General features: G+C 72.7%; 21 protein-coding genes. 14 read left to right on the top strand and 7 right to left on the bottom strand.

From position 1 onward, the window contains the following. The first annotated feature begins 41 nt into the window (after positions 1 to 41). The gene (locus KWI83_RS17095) at positions 42 to 476 is read left to right on the top strand and encodes a helix-turn-helix transcriptional regulator (RefSeq protein ID WP_256362367.1); all 435 of its coding nucleotides are present in this window, start codon (positions 42 to 44) and stop codon (positions 474 to 476) included. Between the two features lie 47 nt (positions 477 to 523). Here the strand turns inward: KWI83_RS17095 and KWI83_RS17090 are convergent, their stop codons facing one another. After that, positions 524 to 772 carry a hypothetical protein gene (locus KWI83_RS17090; RefSeq protein WP_218515212.1) on the bottom strand — a complete coding sequence of 83 codons (249 nt, stop codon included), beginning with the start codon at positions 770 to 772 and terminating at the stop codon, positions 524 to 526. Positions 773 to 1,292: 520 nt separating this feature from the next. Here KWI83_RS17090 and KWI83_RS17085 point away from each other — a divergent pair. The 3 genes from KWI83_RS17085 (at position 1,293) to KWI83_RS17075 (ending at position 3,685) form a co-directional block, all read left to right on the top strand. After that, on the top strand, positions 1,293 to 2,570 hold the full coding sequence (locus KWI83_RS17085; RefSeq protein ID WP_218515211.1) for an APC family permease: 1,278 nt from the start codon (positions 1,293 to 1,295) through the stop codon (positions 2,568 to 2,570). 246 nt (positions 2,571 to 2,816) lie between these two features. Beyond that, positions 2,817 to 3,464, top strand: coding sequence for a response regulator (locus tag KWI83_RS40285; RefSeq protein WP_374106314.1), 648 nt, complete (start codon positions 2,817 to 2,819; stop codon positions 3,462 to 3,464). Next, a complete protein-coding gene (locus KWI83_RS17075; protein ID WP_374106319.1) occupies positions 3,353 to 3,685 on the top strand; it encodes a DoxX family protein in 333 nt (110 codons plus the stop codon). Before KWI83_RS40285 ends, KWI83_RS17075 begins: the two co-directional genes overlap by 112 nt. A 14-nt stretch (positions 3,686 to 3,699) precedes the next feature. Here the strand turns inward: KWI83_RS17075 and KWI83_RS17070 are convergent, their stop codons facing one another. After that, a complete protein-coding gene (locus KWI83_RS17070) occupies positions 3,700 to 4,002 on the bottom strand; it encodes a PadR family transcriptional regulator (RefSeq protein WP_218515208.1) in 303 nt (100 codons plus the stop codon). A gap of 280 nt (positions 4,003 to 4,282) precedes the next feature. On the opposite strand from KWI83_RS17070, the gene KWI83_RS38595 reads away from it, so the two are divergent. From KWI83_RS38595 to KWI83_RS17035, 8 genes are all read left to right on the top strand, one after another. Next, positions 4,283 to 4,645, top strand: coding sequence for a hypothetical protein (locus KWI83_RS38595; RefSeq protein ID WP_256362366.1), 363 nt, complete (start codon positions 4,283 to 4,285; stop codon positions 4,643 to 4,645). Then, complete coding sequence (locus KWI83_RS38590; RefSeq protein ID WP_256362365.1) at positions 4,642 to 4,914, top strand: phosphatase PAP2 family protein; 273 nt, start codon at positions 4,642 to 4,644, stop codon at positions 4,912 to 4,914. The genes KWI83_RS38595 and KWI83_RS38590 overlap by 4 nt, the downstream gene beginning before the upstream one ends. A 184-nt stretch (positions 4,915 to 5,098) precedes the next feature. After that, the gene (locus KWI83_RS17060) at positions 5,099 to 5,935 is read left to right on the top strand and encodes an undecaprenyl-diphosphate phosphatase (protein ID WP_218515207.1); all 837 of its coding nucleotides are present in this window, start codon (positions 5,099 to 5,101) and stop codon (positions 5,933 to 5,935) included. A 98-nt stretch (positions 5,936 to 6,033) separates the two neighbouring features. Next, the gene (locus KWI83_RS17055; RefSeq protein ID WP_218515206.1) at positions 6,034 to 6,690 is read left to right on the top strand and encodes an isochorismatase family protein; all 657 of its coding nucleotides are present in this window, start codon (positions 6,034 to 6,036) and stop codon (positions 6,688 to 6,690) included. A 79-nt stretch (positions 6,691 to 6,769) separates the two neighbouring features. After that, on the top strand, positions 6,770 to 7,810 hold the full coding sequence (gene argC, locus KWI83_RS17050; RefSeq protein ID WP_218515205.1) for an N-acetyl-gamma-glutamyl-phosphate reductase: 1,041 nt from the start codon (positions 6,770 to 6,772) through the stop codon (positions 7,808 to 7,810). Continuing rightward, positions 7,807 to 8,130, top strand: coding sequence for a bifunctional ornithine acetyltransferase/N-acetylglutamate synthase (locus KWI83_RS40280; RefSeq protein ID WP_374106313.1), 324 nt, complete (start codon positions 7,807 to 7,809; stop codon positions 8,128 to 8,130). The genes argC and KWI83_RS40280 overlap by 4 nt, the downstream gene beginning before the upstream one ends. A 17-nt stretch (positions 8,131 to 8,147) precedes the next feature. Continuing rightward, on the top strand, positions 8,148 to 9,071 hold the full coding sequence (gene argB, locus KWI83_RS17040; protein WP_218515204.1) for an acetylglutamate kinase: 924 nt from the start codon (positions 8,148 to 8,150) through the stop codon (positions 9,069 to 9,071). Then, positions 9,068 to 9,361 carry a hypothetical protein gene (locus KWI83_RS17035; RefSeq protein WP_218515203.1) on the top strand — a complete coding sequence of 98 codons (294 nt, stop codon included), beginning with the start codon at positions 9,068 to 9,070 and terminating at the stop codon, positions 9,359 to 9,361. Before argB ends, KWI83_RS17035 begins: the two co-directional genes overlap by 4 nt. 159 nt (positions 9,362 to 9,520) lie before the next feature. On the opposite strand, the gene KWI83_RS17030 is transcribed toward KWI83_RS17035, so the two are convergent. The 5 genes from KWI83_RS17030 to KWI83_RS17010 are packed head-to-tail and all read right to left on the bottom strand — an operon-like array spanning position 9,521 to position 14,742. Then, positions 9,521 to 10,081 carry a GNAT family N-acetyltransferase gene (locus KWI83_RS17030; RefSeq protein WP_218515202.1) on the bottom strand — a complete coding sequence of 187 codons (561 nt, stop codon included), beginning with the start codon at positions 10,079 to 10,081 and terminating at the stop codon, positions 9,521 to 9,523. After that, positions 10,078 to 11,676, bottom strand: a complete 1,599-nt coding sequence (locus tag KWI83_RS17025) for an amidohydrolase (protein ID WP_218515201.1) — start codon at positions 11,674 to 11,676, stop codon at positions 10,078 to 10,080. Before KWI83_RS17025 ends, KWI83_RS17030 begins: the two co-directional genes overlap by 4 nt. Next, a complete protein-coding gene (locus KWI83_RS17020; protein WP_256362364.1) occupies positions 11,676 to 12,551 on the bottom strand; it encodes an ABC transporter ATP-binding protein in 876 nt (291 codons plus the stop codon). Before KWI83_RS17020 ends, KWI83_RS17025 begins: the two co-directional genes overlap by 1 nt. Positions 12,552 to 12,568: 17 nt before the next feature. Next, complete coding sequence (locus KWI83_RS17015) at positions 12,569 to 13,678, bottom strand: iron chelate uptake ABC transporter family permease subunit (protein ID WP_218515200.1); 1,110 nt, start codon at positions 13,676 to 13,678, stop codon at positions 12,569 to 12,571. Continuing rightward, the gene (locus KWI83_RS17010) at positions 13,675 to 14,742 is read right to left on the bottom strand and encodes an iron ABC transporter permease (protein ID WP_218515199.1); all 1,068 of its coding nucleotides are present in this window, start codon (positions 14,740 to 14,742) and stop codon (positions 13,675 to 13,677) included. Before KWI83_RS17010 ends, KWI83_RS17015 begins: the two co-directional genes overlap by 4 nt. A gap of 139 nt (positions 14,743 to 14,881) precedes the next feature. Between KWI83_RS17010 and KWI83_RS17005 the strand changes: the two genes are divergently transcribed. Together KWI83_RS17005 and KWI83_RS17000 are read left to right on the top strand one after the other, a co-directional pair. Then, entirely contained in the window at positions 14,882 to 16,579 is a 1,698-nt protein-coding gene (locus tag KWI83_RS17005) for an ABC transporter ATP-binding protein (RefSeq protein ID WP_218515198.1), read from the top strand. A 65-nt stretch (positions 16,580 to 16,644) separates the two neighbouring features. Further along, the gene (locus KWI83_RS17000; protein ID WP_218515197.1) at positions 16,645 to 18,453 is read left to right on the top strand and encodes an ABC transporter ATP-binding protein; all 1,809 of its coding nucleotides are present in this window, start codon (positions 16,645 to 16,647) and stop codon (positions 18,451 to 18,453) included. Positions 18,454 to 18,607 lie beyond the last annotated feature (154 nt).

Below are 18,607 nucleotides of genomic sequence, written 5' to 3'. Positions count from 1 at the left end.
GCCCCTCGCCTCATTGGTTCGACGTATGTCAACATAGATGTATGTCGAATGCGAAGGTGCTGCCGCTGCTGGAACCCGCCCCGGGCGAGGCTGTGGCGCCGTGCTGCCCGCCGCTCACCGAGCGCCCGTTCACCGCGGAGGAGGCCGAGACGGCCGCCCGGATGTTCAAGGCCCTCGGCGATCCGGTGCGGCTGCGGCTGTTCTCCGCGGTGGCCTCGCACGAGGGCGGCGAGGCGTGCGTGTGCGACATCTCCGATGTCGGGGTCTCCCAGCCGACCGTCTCCCACCACCTGAAGAAGCTGAGGGAGGCCGGGCTGCTGACCTCCGAGCGGCGCGGCACCTGGGTGTACTACCGGGTGGAGCCGAGCGTGATGGCCGCGATGGGCCGACTTCTCGCCGCACCCCGCCCACGCAACCGCCTGACGACAGACCGTGCCGTGCCGGGCCTGTACAACCCGGCAGGTCAGACACCGTAGCGGCGCCCCGACCACGACATCGGCGACAGCCTCGCCGCCGTCGAGGGTCACCGGCCCCTCGGCCACCAGCCGTCCCTCTGCGGCAGGAGGGCGCGAGAACGTTCGCCTTGTGCCGCGGCCGCCTCCTGCCATTCGGGTCGTACGTGGTCGCGGGTGAGCACGGGCAGGGCAGGATCGGGTCCTTGGCCGCTCGTCGCTGGTTGCCCGAGTACGGTGATCCGGTCGATGGCGGTCAGGCCGAGCACGTCGGCCACGGTGACGGTTCCGGTGAGGCGGTCGACGCCGGGATGGACCACGGCCCGCCCGCCGTATCGGTGGGCGTGTTCCGCGGCGGCCCCCGGACAGTGAGGATCGTCCCGTACCGGACACGCCGGAAGGGGAGTCCTGCATCGACGCCCCGTACGGGCCAGGCGCCACCCCCGGTGGGGCGCCGTCCACGGCCGTCACCACATCCCCACCGTCGGCACCCTCATTCACCGCATACGCCGGCACTCACCCGTTGCCCGCGTGCGATTCCTGGCTGCGGGCCAGACGCAGTGGCAGACCTTCACCACCGACCGGATCACCATGGTGGAGATCATCACCGACGACACGCTCGCCGAGCCCGGACGCTGATCTCCCTGCGCCTGACAGCCACGCCGGATCGGCCGCGCTGATGTACCGGATCGGCCGCGCTGATGCATGGGGGCACCTGCGCTGGTGCCGTGTCCGCCCCCGGAGACCGCTTCGAACAAGCGGGCTCACTGGCCTCATATATCGTGACCCGATATCGGAGCCGAGAACTTGTGTGCGGGTGCACCGCCGAGGGAGTGGGTCATGAGCAAGCCAACCACCGCGACCGGATTGCCGGACGAGCTGCGTCGGCGGCTGGGTGTGTCCGATGCCGTGGTGATCGGCCTGGGATCGATGATCGGTGCGGGCATCTTCGCCGCCCTCGCCCCGGCCGCGCACGCCGCCGGGTCGGGGCTGCTGCTCGGCCTGGCCCTGGCGGCGGTGGTGGCGTACTGCAACGCCACCTCCTCCGCCCGGCTGGCCGCCCGCCATCCCGCCTCCGGCGGCACCTACGTCTACGGCCGTGAACGTCTGGGTGAGTTCTGGGGATATCTGGCGGGCTGGGCGTTCGTGGTCGGCAAGACCGCGTCCTGCGCGGCGATGGCGCTCACCGTCGGCTCGTACGTGTGGCCCGGGCATGCGCATGCCGTCGCGGTGGCGGCGGTGGTGGCACTGACCGCGGTGAACTACGCCGGGGTGCGGAAGTCCGCCTGGCTGACCCGCGCCATCGTCGCCGCCGTCCTGGCGGTGCTCGCCGCCGTCGTGGTCGCGGCGCTCACGTCCGGCAGCACGGACGCGGCCCGGCTGGACGTCGGCTCGGATGCCACCGTGGGCGGAGTCCTGCAGGCGGCGGGACTGCTGTTCTTCGCATTCGCCGGGTACGCGCGCATCGCCACGCTCGGCGAGGAGGTCCGCGACCCGGAGCGCACCATCCCGCGGGCGATCCCGCTCGCGCTGGGCATCACCTTGGTGGTGTACGCGGTGGTCGCCATCGCGGTGCTGATGGTGCTGGGGCCCGGGCGTCTGGCGGATGCCACGGCGCCGCTGGCGGACGCGGCACGCGCGGCCGGTGCCGACTGGCTCGCGCCGGTGGTACGGGTGGGGGCCGCGGTGGCCGCGCTCGGCTCGCTGCTCACGCTGATCCTCGGCGTCTCCCGTACCACCCTGGCCATGGCCCGCGACCGGCACCTGCCGCACGCCCTGGCCGCGGTGCACCCGAAGTTCCAGGTGCCGCACCGGGCCGAACTCGCGGTCGGCGTGCTGGTGGCGGTGATCGCCGCGACGGCGGATGTGCGCGGGGCGATCGGGTTCTCCTCGTTCGGGGTACTGGCCTACTACGCGATCGCCAACGCCTCCGCCTGGACGCTCACGCCGCAGGAGGGCCGCCCGCATCGCCTGATCCCGGTGGTGGGGCTGGTGGGCTGTCTGGTCCTGGCCTTCGCCCTGCCGCTGACCTCGGTCATCTCCGGGGCGGCCGTGCTGGCCGTGGGCGCCGCCGCCTACGGGATCCGCCGCGCGATGGCCGCACAGCGGCAGCCGTAACGCCTGGGGCGCAGAGCGCCTTCCGCAGCCGGTGCTGGTCGCGCGGCCATCGCTTGCACGCCACCGGCACCAGCCGGTGGCGGTCGGCGGGTCGGCGCGCGGACCACCCCGGTCGGGAAGCCCCCTGTGCCAGGCGCGCGTGTTTCGCAGCGGCAGTCGGCGGTGGCGGTAGGCGGTGGGCTCATCTGAACGGAACCATGGACCAGCAGACGGTCCGCGCCTCTGCTGCGCCGCGACGGGACTCCCGTGCGGGTGCTCGCGGTGGACGACGAGCCCGATGGGGCGTACGGGGTGAGCACGGTGCTGCGCTACCAGGGCCGGCAGGTCCGCGGCGCCCCGGACGGCTACGCCGCCGTAGCCGTGGCCGGGCAGTTCCAGCCGGATGCGGTGGTGATGGATGTGCTGCTGCCCGATGGAGACGGCCTGGAGGCGGCCCGCCGTATCCGCGCCGCGCGGCCCGGGGTGCGCGTGCTGTTCCTGACCGCCTGCGACGCCGCCGATGCGGGTATCCCCGCGGACGATGCCTGTCTCACCAAGCCGGTCCCCTCGACGAGGTCGTCGCCCGGCTGCGGGGCATGCTGCTCCGCACCGACGCGATCCGGCCCCATCCGGCCCTATCCGGCCCCGCCCCGGCACCTGCCGACGGCTCGGGAGCCTGGTGAACGCCTGAACGGGTGCGGCGCGGACGGCGCCACGGAACTGGGCCCCGTCCGACACGCCCGTCCGGCGGGCGGAAAACCGACGGTTGCCCTTCCGACGATCTGGGCACCGGCCGGTTCTGCATCCCGGCGCCCGGCTTCTTCGGCCCGGTGGACGGGGTCTTCGAGATCGTGTGCGGTGCGCTCATCCTGGCCGGGCTGGCCACCCGCCTGGCAGCCGTACCGATGGTGGTGAACATGCTGGGCGCGCTGCTGATCACCAAGCTGCCGATCCTGTGGGGCGACGCCCCGCTGTTCGAGGGCGAGTCCGGCTGGTGGGACTTCATCCACGAGTCCCGCACCAATCTGGCGCAGCTGTGCGGCAGCGTGTTCCTGCTCCTTGTCGGCGCGGGCGCCTGGTCGCTGGATGCGCGGTTTGCCCAGCAGCGGCAGTTCGAGGCCCTGACCCGGTCCTGACCGAGCGTCGTACGTCAGGCGTCGTCGCCGAGGACCTCGCGGGCCAGTTCCTTCAGGGCCCTGCGGTCCTCGGCCAGGGCCTGCTTCCCGGCCTCGGTGGCCTTGTATACGCGGCGGGTACGGCCGTCGACCACCTGCTGCTCGGAGACCAGCAGCCCGTCCGCCTCCAGCCGGTGCAGGGTGGGGTACAGCGTGCCGGGGCTGATGTCGTAGCCGTGTTCGGCCAGTTCCTTGGTCATCCACGCGCCGTGGATCTCCCCCTCGGCCGCGTGATGCAGGATGTGCAGCCGCACCGCACCCCGCTGGAACTCCCGCACCGCAATACACCTCCCCCGCCCCGCCGGGCAGTGACGAATCCGATATCGGTTCCGTAAGTGTATGCCGCGCAGTGCCCGCCGACTGCGGGCGCTGCGGCTTCGGGCGGGCTCGTGAGCGCCCCCCGGACTGGTCGGCGGACCGAGCCCCGACAACCCACCTGAGGCGACACAGATGACCGGCCCCCGCAGTCACAGCACACCACGACCGGCGGCGCTCCGGCCGGGCGCACCGGGACCTGCGGGCCGGCCGGTCGCGGCGAGAGCAGCTGCGCTGCTGGCCATGGCCGCCGCCGCCCTTGTCGTCCTGGTCACGGCGGGGTGGCAGCCGCTGCTGCGTCTCGACCGGCACATCGCCACCACCCTGCACGCCCAGCCGCTGGACCACCCCGGCTGGACCCGCACCCACCGCGTACTCACCGACTGGGTCGTCGACCCGTGGACCATGCGCGCCCTGTTGGCCGTTGCCGTGATCGGTCTGTGGTGGCAGCGGCACCGGCTGCTCGCGGTGAGGCTTGCCGCCGCGTCGGTGGCGGAGACCCTCCTGCGGCAGGTGCTGCGGTGGGCGATCGGCCGTGACCGCCCCGCCGGGAACAGCCCGTGGACTCCGCCGACTTCGCCGCCCTGCCCTCCGGTCACGCCATGACCGCCGCCGCGACCTGCGTCCTGCTGCTGTGGCTCGCCCGCACGGCCGGACTGCGCTCGCTCGGGTGGAACACCGCCGGGGCCGCGGCCGTCCTGATCACTGCCACCGCATGCTTCACCCGGCTCTTCCTGGGCGTGCACTGGCTCACCGACACCCTCGTCGGCACGCTGCTGGGCGGTGCCGTGGCTGCGGGCGCCATCGCTGCACTGGCTCCCGCCACGCACCTCCGGCGCGTCCCTGACACTGATGGAGCAGGAATTGGCGGATGAGCTGCGGATCCTGGTGCATCCGGTGCTCGGGGAACCCCCAATCGGAGTCTTTACGCCGGTCCGCGTCCGCCGCGAGGCTGTGAGGCTCCGTGCGCGGCGGCCTCACACGGCGGGAGTATCGTCACAGCAGCCTCTGGACCCCTCTACGCCCTTCCGCTTCACAGTCCACGAAGGAACAGATCCATTGAGCACGATCAGTGTCGGCCAGGCCGTCATCCTCGGCATCGTGGAAGGGGTGACGGAATTCCTGCCCGTCTCTTCCACCGGCCATCTCAAGATCGCCGAGGGACTGATGGGCATTCCGGTCGACGACGCCTCCGTCGTCGGCTTCACCGCCGTCATCCAGGTCGGGGCCATCGCCGCCGTGCTCGTGTTCTTCTTCAAGGACATCGTGCGGATCGTGTCCGCCTGGGGCCGCGGCCTGGCCCACCGCGAGGAGCGTCACCACCACGACTACAAGTTCGCCTGGTGGGTCCTCTACGCCACGATCCCGATCGTGGCCGTCGGCCTGGCGGCGAAGCCGCTCATCGAAGGACCGCTCGCCTCGCTGTGGGTGGTGGCCGGGTCGCTGATCGTCGGCAGCGGTGTGATGTGGGCGGCCGACCAGATGGGCCGCCAGAAGCGGGGCGAGGACGACACCTCCTTCAAGGACGCCATGCTGGTCGGCTCCTCACAGATACTCGCACTGCTCTTCCCCGGCTTCTCCCGCTCCGGTGCGACCATGGCCACCGCCCTGATGCTCGACCTGAACCGAGTGGCGGCCACGAGGCTGTCCTTCTTCATGGGTATCCCGGCCCTGACCGGGGCCGGTCTGTATGAGCTGACGTCCGCGCTGGGCAGCGGGGTCGGCGCCGTGCCACTCGCCGTGGGCACGCTCGTGTCCTTCGTCGTTGCCTACGCGTCGATCGCCTGGCTGCTGCAGTTCGTGGCCAAGCACTCCTTCAACACGTTCGTGCTGTACCGGATCGCCATCGGCGTGCTGCTGTTCGGGCTGCTGGGCACCGGCGTACTGCACAGCTGACGGGATCCGGGCCCCCACTGAAATTAGGTTAGGCTAAGCTAAGCAAATCTCGTGAGACTGCGATCCGTGCGGTGTGACATCAGGGGAGGGAATCACCCATGGGCTTGCCGACCATCGGCTCCTACCCGATGCCGGACCACTCCTGCCTTCCCCGCGCGCATGTCTCCTGGGCGATCGATCCCGCGCGCGCCGCGCTGCTGGTCCACGACATGCAGAACCACTTCGTCGGAGCGTTCCCGGCGGGGCGCTCCCCCGTGGTGGAGCTGGTCGACAACATCGCGGCGCTGCGCGAACTCGCCGACGCCCTGGGCATGCCGGTCGTCTTCACCGCGGAGCCGGCCGGACAGGCACCGGGGCAGCGTGGGCTCGTCGCCGACCTGTGGGGTCCGGGCATAGGGGACGAGCCGGAGGCCGCCGCGATCATCGCGCCCCTCACTCCCCGCCCGGGCGAGCACCTGCTGTCCAACGTGCGGCACAACGCCTTCCTGCGCAGCCATCTCGGCAGGCTGCTGCGCGCGAAGGGCCGCGACCAGCTGATCATCTGCGGGGTGTACGCGCACGTCGGCGTCCTCCTGACGGCGGCGGACGCCTTCATGAACGACATCAAGCCGTTCGTCGTCGCCGACGCGGTGGCCGACTTCTCCGCCGAGGAACACGGCTTGGCACTGCGCTGGGCCGCGCGCAGCGGCGTGGTCTGCACGACGGACGCCCTGCTGCGCGATCTCCTCCTGCACAAGGAGCGGCGGAACGCGTGACGGCATCGCGCGACGGCGTCAGCCGGACGCCGCACGCGGCTTCGGGCGGACACAGGGAATTCCACGAGAGACGGAGAACATGACCGTACGGGCCGCGGTGGCCGGAGCCAGTGGCTATGCGGGCGGGGAGATCCTTCGCCTGCTGCTGTCGCATCCGGGAGTGGAGATCGGCGCGGTCACCGCGCACAGCAGCGTGGGGCGGACGCTCGGGGAGGTGCAGCCGCACCTGACCGCCGTCGCGGACCAGGTCCTGCGGGATACGTCGGCGACGGTCCTGCGAGGCCATGACGTGGTGTTCCTGGCTCTGCCGCACGGCCAGTCCGCCGCGCTGGTGGCGCAGTTGGAGTCCGGCACGCTGGTCGTGGACTGCGGGGCGGACTTCCGGCTGCGCGACCCGGACGACTGGGAGAGGTTCTACGGCTCCCAGCACGCCGGCACATGGCCCTACGGGCTGCCCGAACTGCCCGGAGCGCGCGACGAGTTGAAGGGCACCGCCCGGATCGCCGTGCCGGGCTGTTACCCGACGGCGGTGACCCTGTCGCTGTACCCGGCCTTTCTGGCGGGGCTGGTGGAGCCGGAGGCCGTCATCGTCGCGGCCAGTGGCACATCCGGAGCGGGTCGGGCGGTCAAGCCGCGTCTGCTCGGCTCCGAGGTGATGGGCTCGATGAGCCCGTACGGCGTCGGGGGCGGCCACCGGCACACCCCCGAGATCGCCCAGAACCTGTCCCAGGTCGCGGGCGAGCCCGTGACCGTGTCCTTCACCCCGACGCTGGCGCCCATGGCGCGAGGCATCCTCGCCACCTGCTCGGCGCGCCTTCGCCCCGGCGTGGTGGCCGAGGCCGCGGTGGAGGAGGCGCGTGGCGCGTACGAGGCCGCCTACGCCGACGAGCCGTTCGTACGTCTGCTGCCACCAGGGCAGTGGCCGTCCACTGCCGCCGTCCTCGGGTCCAACACCGTCCAGGTGCAGGTGACCGTGGACGCGGCCGCGCACCGGCTGGTCTGTGTGAGCGCCATCGACAACCTGACGAAGGGCACCGCGGGAGGCGCGGTGCAGAGCATGAACGTCGCCCTCGGCCTGCCCGAAGGGATGGGCCTGCCCCTGAATGGAGTGGCTCCGTGAGCGTGACCGCTGCCCGGGGATTCCTCGCGAGCGGGGTGTCCGCCGGTATCAAGGATTCCGGCGACCCCGATCTGGCGCTGGTGGTGAACCGCGGACCGTCGCGCGCGGCGGCCGGGGTCTTCACCTCGAACCGCGTACAGATCAACGGTGTCTGGGTGTGCCGGGACGGAGCGGCCGGAGAGCCTCGGGACAAGGTCGACCTGTCGGGACGTCAGGTGAGGCTCACGGTCGAGCTGCGCTCCGGCGAGGCGTCGGCGGTGATCCGGACGAACGATCTCACCGCCGCGTACGTCCACGAGAACAGCGCGTACAGCTCGTGAGCGCGGGGAGCACCGAGATGAGTACAGCCGTCGCGGAGCGCGCGGACGCGGATCCCTCCGCCGGCAGGCTCCGACTCCCGGAGGAACTCCGGGGCAGCACGGTCGTCGTCAAGTACGGCGGCCACGCCATGGTGGACAGCCGCCTCCAGGAGGCGTTCGCCCAGGACGTCGTGGAGTTGTGGCAGGCGGGCCTGCGCCCGGTCGTCGTGCACGGCGGCGGACCGCAGATCAGCGCGATGCTCGACCGCCTCGGCCTGCAGACCCGCTTCGAGGCGGGCCTGCGGGTGACCACGCCGGAGACCATGGAGGTCGTACGCATGGTGCTGACCGGCCGGGTCCAGCGGGATCTGGTCGGCCACATCAACACCCACGGGCCCCTCGCCGTGGGCATCACGGGCGAGGACGCGCACACCATGACCGCCGTGCGGCGGCCGGCCTGGGTGGACGGCCGTCCGGTGGACATCGGCCTGGTCGGCGACATCGTCGACGTGAACCCGCGCGCGGTGCGCACGCTCCTGGAGCAGGGGCACATCCCCGTGGTCTCCCCCATCGCACGCGGTGAGGACCGGCAGGTCTACAACGTCAACGCCGACCTCGCGGCGTCGGCACTGGCCGTGGCCCTCGGCGCCGCACGTCTGGTGGTGCTCACCGATGTGGAGGGGCTGTATGCCGACTGGCCGCACAGCACCGAGGTGATCGAGCGCCTGACCGCCGACGAACTGGACACGCTGCTGCCCGGACTGGCGAGCGGCATGCTGCCGAAGATGGAGGGCTGCCTGCGGGCCGTCCGGGGCGGCGTGCGCAGGGCGCACGTGCTCGACGGCCGGGTGCCGCACGCCCTGCTGCACGGCGTCCTCGGCGAGAGCGGCACCGGAACCACCGTGGTTGCGGACGACAGCCCCGACGACCCGCACCCGTACGTCGAGGGAGACATCGCGTGACCGCCACCGACGACGCGCCGCTCACGGACCGTCGGCGGGCCGTGGTGACGGACGCCTACGACACCCCGCCCCTGGCACCGATCCTGGGCGAGGGCAGCACGGTCCGGGACGAACCCGGGCGTGCGCACACGCCCCTCGGGCACGCCCACCCCGCCGTGGTGTCGGCCGTCTCCGCCCGGAGCGCGCGGGGTGGACCTGAGTCGGCCGGAGCGCGGCGCTCCGGCGATCACCAGCGCGAACGACGCCGCGAACGCGGCCAGCGGCCCACCCCCGTCCCGGTCGCCGCGTAGCCGACGACGGCCACGGTCTGCACCACCGGGCCCGGGGTGATCTGGCCCAGTGCGACGGCGTTGAGGAACTGGCGGCACTGGTCACCCCGACCCCCGGCCGAGAGTCGTCCCAGCCGCCGTCGTGCCGGTACCGGCGAAGCAGACGGCCCCCCAGGAGGGTCAGCGAGAACCCTCTCGTACGCCCGGGACCGGCGGGCACATGACCCGGGCGAGGATCCGCGCATTGCGCCGCGGATCCAGGGACTTCACCCAGGCGGTAGGTGCCAGACGCGCGCTCGCCGGGGCGAACCCGTGTCGCAGGAAGAGTCCGCCACCGCCGGTAGTCGCCGTGAACAGGGCGCCCAGCGACTGAGCGCGTGCCCTCGCCAGGACCGCGTGGAGGAGCCGGGCGCCGGCTCCGCATCCCTGCCGGTGCCGGGCCACGCAGAAGTTGTACAGAACGCCCGCGGGGCCTTGGTCGTGCTCCGGGTCGGCCAGATGAACCCGCAGGCCGACGCATCCCTCAAGGGTGCCGTCGGGGGCCTCCACGACGAGGAAGTCGGCCGCGTGGGCGGTGTACAGCGAAAGGGGCCGCTCGCGCAGCGCTCCCGAGTGCACGAACGGACGGGACAGGGCAGCGAGTGCGGTGGCGTCCTCCCGGCGGGCGGGACGCAGGGAGGGAGTCGCTGCGGGGAGTGCGTGGGACAGCGGCGGTGCAGGGCGCGGCGTGGCCGTGATCAAGGCTTTCCTTCCTCGGTTCCACTGTGCGGGGAGGACGGCTCCCGGCCATCGACGTACGTCGCCACCACCTCGATGTCGCCGATGCGGGAGGTGTCGACGCGCCGGGGGTCGTCGCCGAGCACGACCAGGTCGGCGCGCTTGCCCGGGGTGAGGCTGCCCGCGCTGTCCTCCCAGTGGCAGGCGTGGGCGCCCGCGACGGTGTAGGCGCGCAGGGCCTCGTCGATGGTGATGCCCTCGTCCGGGCCGATCACCTGGCCCGTCCCGGAGGCACGCTCGACCATGAACTGCACGGCCCGCAACGGCGATCCGTCCGTGACCGGCCGGTCGGAGCTGCCGACCAGGCTGATGCCGTGGTCGAGGAAGCCCCTCCCCCGGTACAGCCACGGCGCCCGCTCCTCGCCCATGATCGCCGCGTAGTCGTCGCCGAAGTAGCGCAGGAAGTTGGGCTGGACGACCGCGCTGACGCCGAGCTGCGCGAAGCGCGGGAGCTGGTCGGGGCGGATCAGACCGGCGTGTTCGATGCGGTGCCGGGCGCCGGGGCGGGGCCGGAGGCGCTGGGCGCGTTCCAGGGCGTCGAGGGCGACGTCGGCCGCGCGGTCGCCGATGGCGTGGACGGCGAGCTGCCATCCGGCGAGGTGGCCGTCGACGATCGTGTCCGCGAGTGTCTCCGGGTCGTCCTGCAACTGGCCCGTGTGGTCCAGCCCTTCGTAGGGGCTGCTCAGGGCGGCGGTACGGGCCATCATGCCGCCGTCGGTGTAGATCTTCAGGGCGCCCACGGAGAGCCAGTCGTCGCCGAACCCGGTGCGCAGGCCGAGGTCGAGGGCCTTGGGGATGCCGTCGGCGTCGTGCGCGGCGACCGGGTTCAGCCGGTCGGCGGAGACCATGAGCTGCACTCGTAGCGGCAGCAGGCCCTTCTCGCGGGCGAGTTGGTAGGCGCCCAGCTCGACCGGGCTGTGGCCGAAGAGGGTTCCGCCGATGCCCGCCTCGGCGCAGGCGGTGACGCCCTCGGCCAGGCAGGTCCGGGCGGCGCGTCCGATCGCCTCGGCCAGCTCCTCCTGGGAGTACGGCAGCCGCAGCGCGCGGGCGGCGCCCATGGCCTGCTCGGCGAGGAAGCCGTTCTCGTGCGGAATGTCGGCGGGGAGCAGGTCCAGGACGGCGGTGTTGACGACGCAGCCGTGTCCGGAGTCGTGCAGCACGAACAGCTTGTGTCCGTGGCTGACCTTGTCCAGTTCGGCGGCGGTCAGGTGGCGGCCCAGGGCCCGTTGGTCGTATCCGGCGATGCTCACCCAGGCGCCGGGCGAGTTCTTCCGGGTGACGGCCTCCTCGACGACCGCGAGCACGTCGTCGATCCGCGTGCGGCCCGCGATGCTCGGGGTGTTCTGCTTGAGGCCGGTCCAGGCCAGGTGCACGTGGGCGTCGATGAACCCGGGCAGCACGGTGGCGCCCTGCAGGTCGATCACCTCGCGGGCGGGCAGGGAGGTCACGGCCTCGTCCAGGCCGACGATCCGGCCGTGCCAGATGCCCAGGTCGTGGGCGACCGGATGGTCCGGGTCCATGGTGAGGAAGCGGGCGTTGGTCAGTCTGGTGCAGAGCATCAGCGGTGCGCTCCCTGGGTGTCGGCCGGCACGGTCGCGGGCTGATGGGACGCGTCGTCGAGGGTGGGCCGCTTGGGGGCGGCGGGCACCATCAGCGGCGTACCGGTCTCCGGGTCGTCGATGATCCGGCAGGGCAGGCCGAAGACGTCCTCGACCAGGTCGGCGGTCATGACGGTGGCCGGGTCCCCTTCGGCTGCGATCGTGCCGCCGGGGCGCATCACGATGAGGTGGGTGGCGTAGCGGCAGGCCTGGTTGAGGTCGTGCAGGACCGCGACGACGGTGTGTCCCTTGCGGGCGTGCAGGGCGGCGCACAGGTCCAGGACCTCGACCTGGTGCGCGATGTCGAGGAAGGTGGTGGGTTCGTCGAGCAGCAGGATGGGGGTCTGCTGCGCGAGCACCATGGCGAGCCAGACGCGCTGGCGCTGGCCGCCGGAGAGGTCGTCGACGGGCCGGTCGGCGAGGTCGAGCACGCCGGTCTGGCGCATCGCCTCGGTCACGGCGGCCTCGTCCTCGGCGGACCACTGCTTCAGCAGCCGCTGGTGCGGGTAGCGTCCGCGGGCCACCAGGTCGCCCACCGTGATGCCACCCGGCGCGGTCGACGACTGCGGCAGCAGGCCGAGCCGGCGCGCGACTTCGCGGGAGCGGTACGACGCGATGGCGGCGCCGTCGAGATACACCTGGCCCGCCCGGGGTTTGAGCATCCGCGCCAACGCCTTGAGCAGGGTCGACTTTCCGCAGGCGTTGGGCCCGACGATCACGGTGAAGGAGTGGTCGGGGATGTCGACGCCGAGGTCGTCGGCCACGGTCCGCTGGTCGTACGACAGCGTCAGGTGCTCGGCCCGCAGGCGGGGCGACGGGGTGTTCGTCGCGGTCATACGTGGCTCTTTCCTGCTCATGCGCGGCTCTTTCGGGACTCGGTGACCAGCAGCCAGATGAGGTACAGCCCGCCGAGGGTGCCGGTGGCCGTGCCCACGGGGAGGAGGGTGGGGGCGAAGAGGCGCTGTACGGCGAGGTCGCTCGTGGTCAGCAGGACGGCGCCCATGAGGGCGGCGGGCACGAGGGCCGGGCCGGACGAGCCGGTCAGCCTGCGGGCGAGCTGGGGTGCGGCCAGGGCGATGAACAGGATGGGGCCGGTCACGGCGGTGGCGAACGCGGCCAGGGCGACGCTGATGACGAGCAGGGCGGTGCGGGTGCGTGCCACGTCGACGCCGAGCGCGGTCGCCGTGAGGTCGCCCATCTCCACCATGGACAGGCGGCGGGCCAGTACGAGGGCGAGCGGGAGGAGCACGGCGACCGCGAGGACGATGGCGTTGGCCTGGGTCCAACCGCGGTTGTTCAGGCTGCCGATGAGCCACGCCTGCGCCTCGATCGCCTCCTGGAAGTTCGCCCGGGTGATCAGGTACGAGTTGACGGCGAGCAGCAGGGCGCTGACGCCGATGCCGATGACGACCAGCCGGAACCCCTGCAACCCCCGCCCCAGCATGAGCAGGCAGACCGCGGCGGCGGTGGCGAGGCCGCCGATGAGCGCGCCCAGCGCGATCTGGGTCATGCTGCCGTGCACCACGATGATGACCACGAGCGCGCCGACGGCGGAGCCGTTGGTGAAGCCGATGACGTCGGGGCTGCCGAGGGCGTTGCCGGTCAGGCTCTGCAGGATGCCCCCGCTGACCGCGAGCGCCGCACCGACGCACAGCGCGGTCACCAGGCGCGGCATGCGCAGGGTGTTGACGATGAAGTCGGCGCCGGGATCCCCGTTGCCGGTGAGGGCGCGCAGCACCTCTGGGACGGACAGGGCGAAGTCCCCGGTGGTCAGGGTGATGCCCATGACGACGACGAGCACGGCGAGCAGCACCGCCGTCACGGCCACGGCGCGTCCCCGGATCCGCAGCGAGACTCCGCCTCGCCCGGTGCGGACGACGAACCCGCTGACGACCCGGGGCTTCGCGGTGCGCGCGACGGTCGGCGGGGTGGCGGAGGTCCCCGGCTTGCGTACGGCACTCACAGCATGACCAGCTTTCGACGGCGGCACAGCGCGATGAACAGGGGTGCGCCGAGAAACGCGGTGACGATCCCGACCTGCAACTCGCCCGGCGCGCCGAGCACCCGGCCCAGGACGTCGGCGCCGATCAGCAGCACCGGGGCGAGCAGCATGGAGTAGGCGAACACCCACCGCTGGTCGGGGCCGACGATGAAGCGGGCCACGTGCGGTACGGCGAGGCCCACGAAGCCGATGGGTCCGACCGCGGCGGTGGCGGCGCCGCACAGCAGCATCACCGCGACGGCGCCCAGCGCCCGGGTCCGGCCGACGTTCACGCCCAGGGCACGTCCCACCTGGTCGCCCAGGGCCAGGGCGTTGAGTGACGGGGCGAGCGCCAGGGCGAGGAGCAGGCCCACGGCGACGAACGGCAGGACGACGTACAGGACATCGAAGTACCGGCCCGTCAGGGCGCCCACCGTCCAGAAGCGGAACTGGTCGAAGGCGCGCGGCTTGAGCAGCAGCACCGCCGAGGTGAAGGCGTACAGCACGACCGTCACCGCCGCTCCCGCGACGACCAGCCGGTCGGGCGTGGCCAGCTTCCGCCCGGAGGAGCCCAGCAGATAGACCACCACCGACGTGACGGCCGCACCGGCGAGCGCGAACCACATCTGGCCCAGGACCGATCCGACCCCGAGGTACGCGATGGCCGCGACCACGCCGGTGGCGGCGCCCTGGCTCACGCCGAGCAGACCGGGGTCGGCGAGCGGGTTGCGGGTCAGGGCCTGCATCAGCGCGCCGGACAGCCCGAGGGCCACTCCGACGAGGAGCCCGAGGAGGGTGCGGGGGACGCGGTAGTCGTGGATGATGACCGAGGCTTCCGACCCGTCAGGGTGCCACAGCAGGTTCCAGGTCGAGGTGAACGGGATGCCTCGGGTGCCCACCCACACGCTGACCAGGCCGATGAGGATCAGGGCGGCGAGGGCGAGCAGCAGGCCCGTGGCGCGCACAGCGGCCACGGCCGGCCGGGTTCCGGGCACGACCGGGCCGGTGGCCTGTCTCCCGGACGCCGCCTGGGTTTCGACGGACACCTACAACTCCCCCTGGCGGCGGCGCACATGTGCTGACTGCAGAGCGTTACTTAGGTGAGCCTAACTGGAGGTGAGCGGGAGGGTCAATGTTATTTAGAGTAGCCTTACCTAACCATCTGACCTTCCGCGGAGGTACCGCATGCCGTCCGAAGGACCGTCGGGGGGCCCTGTCCTCCGAGGAGCCATCAGAGACCAGCGCCGCCGTCTCGTCACGGCGTCACTCCTCGGAATGACCCACCAGGCGTGCGAGGCCGTCGTCCCCGTGGTCATCGGCGTGATCATCGACGAGGCCGTGGCCACCGGCTCCACCGGCACCCTGCTGCGCTGGCTGCTGCTCCTCGCCGCCCTCTTCCTCGTCCTGTCCACGTGCTACCGGACCGGCGCCAGGATCACGGAGGGCGCGGGCGAGAAGGCCGCGCACCGGCTCCGGCTCGACCTCGGCACCCGGGTGCTCGACCCGCGCGGCGGCGCGGACGCGGACCACCTCCCGGGCGCGCTGACCAGCATCGCCACCAACGACGCCAAGCGCGTGGGAGCGGCGGTGACCGTGCTGCCGTACGGAGCCGCGGCCCTCGCCGCCCTCGCCGTCAGCGCGGTGCTGCTGCTGCGTATCTCGGTGCCGCTGGGCCTGCTCGTCATGCTCGGCACCCCGCCCCTGCTGCTGCTGGGCCGGCGCATCAGCCGCCCGCTGGAACAGCGCAGCGAGACCGAGCAGGAGCGCGCCGCCCACGCCTCCGGCGTCGCCGCCGACCTCGTCGCCGGACTGCGCGTGTTGAAGGGGATGGGCGCGGAGTCGGCCGCCGTGTCCCGGTACCGGCACACCAGCCAGGATTCGCTGGCCGCCGCGGTGCGGGCCGCCCGCAGCCGGGCCGGGCACGAAGGCGCCGTCCTCGCCCTGACCGGCGTGTTCATCGCGGCCATCGGCCTGGCCGGCGCGTACCTGGCGATGCGCGGCACCATCAGCGTCGGCGAGCTGGTGGCGGCGGTCGGGCTCGCCCAGTTCCTCCTCGGGCCCTTCCAGCTGCTCGCCTACGTCAACGCGGAGTTCGCCCAGGGCCGCGCCTCGGCCCGCCGGATCGCCGAGGTGCTGGCGGCGCCCGCCGCCGTGGAGCCGGGCGGCGCCGCGCCGCCCGACCCGGTCGCCGGGAACATCCGGCTGCGTGGTGTCGCGCTCGGCGCGCTGCGCGGGATCGACCTCGACCTCGCCGCCGGAAGCCTCACCGGCATCGTGACCAGGGACCCGGCGGCGGCGAACGACCTGCTGCACTGCCTGGCCCGGGAGACGGACCCGGCCGAGGGCGTGATCGAACTCGACGGCGTTCCCCTGACCGACCTGGACCCCGACGACCTGCGCCGCCTGGTCCTGGTGGCCCCGCACGACGCGGACCTGTTCGAGACCAGCCTCCTGGACAACGTACGCGCCGGAACCGAAGCGGCCGCGGCGGACGTCGAACCCGCCCTCACGGCGTCGGCGGCCGACGACGTGGCCCGACTGCTCCCCGACGGGGTGGACACCGTGCTCGCCGAACGCGGCCGGTCCCTGTCCGGCGGCCAGCGGCAGCGCGTCGCGCTCGCCCGCGCCCTGGCCGCCGACCGCCCCGTGCTGGTGCTGCACGACCCGACCACCGCCGTGGACACGGTGACCGAGTCCCGTATCGCCGCCCGCCTGCGGGGCGTCCGGCGCGGCCGCACCACGGTCCTGGTCACCACCAGCCCCGCACTGCTCGCGGTGACCGACCGGGTAGTGGTGCTCGACGAGGGCACGGTCACCGCCGACGGCAGCCACGCCGAACTCGTCGCCGCCGACGAGACCTACCGTGCGGCGGTCCTGGCATGACGGCCGCGTACGACACCCAAGTGAGCACCGCCGAGCGGACCGACGAAGGACGGAACCGGAAGACGATGAGCGAAGCCGGCCCCGCGCACCGCGCCCTCCTGCCGACCGCCACCGGCGCCGAGACCCTGGCCGCACTGCGCACCCTGCTGCACGGCCACCGCCTCCTCGCGGTGACGGCCATGGGCGTGCTGGTCGTCGGCACCGGCATCGGCCTGCTGACGGCCCCCCTGCTCGGGCACGTCGTCGACCTGGTGGTGGATCAGGAGGGCACGCAGGCCCTGCTGCTGCCGACGATCCTGCTCATCACGGTCGCCCTGGGGCGCGGTGCCGCCACCGCGGTCGGCAGCGCGCTCGTGGCGCGGCTCGGCGAGACGGTGCTCGCGGCCCTGCGGGAGCGGTTCGTCGAGCGGGCGCTCGGGCTGCCGCTGGAGCGGGTCGAGGAGGCCGGCTCGGGTGACCTGGTCTCCCGGGTCACCGGCGATGTCTCCATGATCACCAAGTCGGTGCGCCAGGCACTGCCGGAGTTCGCCCGCTCGGCACTCACCATCGTCCTCACCCTCGTCGGACTCGCCGTGCTGGACTGGCGGTTCCTCCTCGCCGCGCTGCTGGCCCTGCCCGTCCAGGTCCTCTCCGTGCGCTGGTACCTGCGCCGGGCCGCCCCGGTGTACGCGGAACACCGGGTGGCCTCCGGCGCGCTCCAGCACCAGCTCCTCGACAGTGTCGGCGGCGTCCGCACCGTACGCGCCTTCCGGCTGAACCGCGCACACGCGGACCTCCTGGAGCAGCGGTCGCGCGCGGCCGTCGACCTCGCGCTGCGCGGCATCCACACGGTGACCGGGTTCTTCTCCCGGCTCAACCTCGCCGAGTTCATCGGGCTGTCCGCGGTCCTCGTCACCGGCTTCCTGCTGGTCGACGGCGGCTCGGTGAGCATCGGCACGGCGACCGCGGCGGCGCTGTACTTCCACAGCCTGTTCAACCCGGTCAACGCCGCGCTGTTCCTCCTCGACGACGCGCAGTCGGCGGGCGCCAGCCTCGCCCGCCTGGTCGGCGTGTCGAACCTCGCCGGGGAACCGGAGCCCGACGGCCGGGCCGCGGCGGTGGACGGCTCGGTCAAGGTGTCCTCGCTCGCCTACGCCTACGTGTCCGGCCACCCGGTGCTGCGCGAGATCGACCTGGAGGTGGGCGCCGGTGAACGGGTCGCCCTGGTGGGCGCGAGCGGGGCGGGCAAGACCACGCTGGCCAAGCTGATCGCGGGCGTCCACCAGCCGTCCGGCGGCTCGATAACGCTGGGCGGGGTCGACGCCGGGGAGCTGGGCCCGGCGGGCATCCGTCGCGCGGTGACGCTGATCAGCCAGGAAGTCCACGTCTTCGCGGGGCCATTGGCCGAAGACCTGCGGCTGGCCCGGCCGGAGGCCACCGACGAGGAACTGCGGGCAGCCCTGGCCAAGGTGGGGGCCCTGGAGTGGGCGGAGGCACTGCCCGACGGGCTGGCCACGGTCGTGGGCGAGGGCGGGCACCGGCTGACGGTGACCCAGACCCAGCATCTGGCGCTGGCCCGTCTGGTCCTCGCCGACCCTCCGATCGCCATCCTGGACGAGGCCACCGCCGACGCGGGCAGCGCCGGTGCACGCGTCCTCGAGACCGCCGCCCTCCAGGCGCTGGAGGGCCGTACGGGCCTGATGGTGGCCCACCGCCTGCCCCAGGCCGCGACCGCGGACCGCGTCGTCGTCCTCGATGAGGGCCGGGTCGTCGAGACCGGCACCCACGAGGAACTGGTGGCGGCGGGCGGACGCTACGCCGCGCTCTGGGCCACGTGGTCCGACAGCCGCCGACAGCCCGAGGCCGCGGCGGAGCAGGCGGCCGGGGAACTCTGACCGCACCTGCCTGCACGAGGCCCTCGGGATGTCCCGAGGGCCTTTCCGCTTGGACAGGTGTCCGGCGGCTGAACTACGGCGCGGTAGCCGCTTGCCGGATGGCCGGAATGTGTTCATCCGGCGGGACCTGATCGACCGGACGTGACGCTTCTAC

Source organism: Streptomyces sp. TRM70350, from assembly GCF_019219825.1.
Lineage (GTDB): Bacteria > Actinomycetota > Actinomycetes > Streptomycetales > Streptomycetaceae > Streptomyces.
Note: the sequence above shows the minus strand (reverse complement) of the source record. Positions and strands in the feature narration are given on the sequence as shown.

Excerpts from the sequence above, each read along its gene's own strand:
- KWI83_RS38595 (WP_256362366.1), top strand. The coding sequence starts at position 4,283 with ATGGCCGCCGCCGCCCTTGTCGTCCTGGTCACGGCGGGGTGGCAGCCG.
- KWI83_RS17055 (WP_218515206.1), top strand. The coding sequence starts at position 6,034 with ATGGGCTTGCCGACCATCGGCTCCTACCCGATGCCGGACCACTCCTGC.
- argB (WP_218515204.1), top strand. The coding sequence starts at position 8,148 with ATGAGTACAGCCGTCGCGGAGCGCGCGGACGCGGATCCCTCCGCCGGC.
- KWI83_RS17005 (WP_218515198.1), top strand. The coding sequence starts at position 14,882 with ATGCCGTCCGAAGGACCGTCGGGGGGCCCTGTCCTCCGAGGAGCCATC.
- KWI83_RS17085 (WP_218515211.1), top strand. The coding sequence starts at position 1,293 with ATGAGCAAGCCAACCACCGCGACCGGATTGCCGGACGAGCTGCGTCGG.
- KWI83_RS17095 (WP_256362367.1), top strand. The coding sequence starts at position 42 with ATGTCGAATGCGAAGGTGCTGCCGCTGCTGGAACCCGCCCCGGGCGAG.
- KWI83_RS17025 (WP_218515201.1), bottom strand. The coding sequence starts at position 11,676 with ATGCTCTGCACCAGACTGACCAACGCCCGCTTCCTCACCATGGACCCG.
- KWI83_RS38590 (WP_256362365.1), top strand. The coding sequence starts at position 4,642 with ATGACCGCCGCCGCGACCTGCGTCCTGCTGCTGTGGCTCGCCCGCACG.
- KWI83_RS17020 (WP_256362364.1), bottom strand. The coding sequence starts at position 12,551 with ATGACCGCGACGAACACCCCGTCGCCCCGCCTGCGGGCCGAGCACCTG.
- argC (WP_218515205.1), top strand. The coding sequence starts at position 6,770 with ATGACCGTACGGGCCGCGGTGGCCGGAGCCAGTGGCTATGCGGGCGGG.
- KWI83_RS17000 (WP_218515197.1), top strand. The coding sequence starts at position 16,645 with ATGAGCGAAGCCGGCCCCGCGCACCGCGCCCTCCTGCCGACCGCCACC.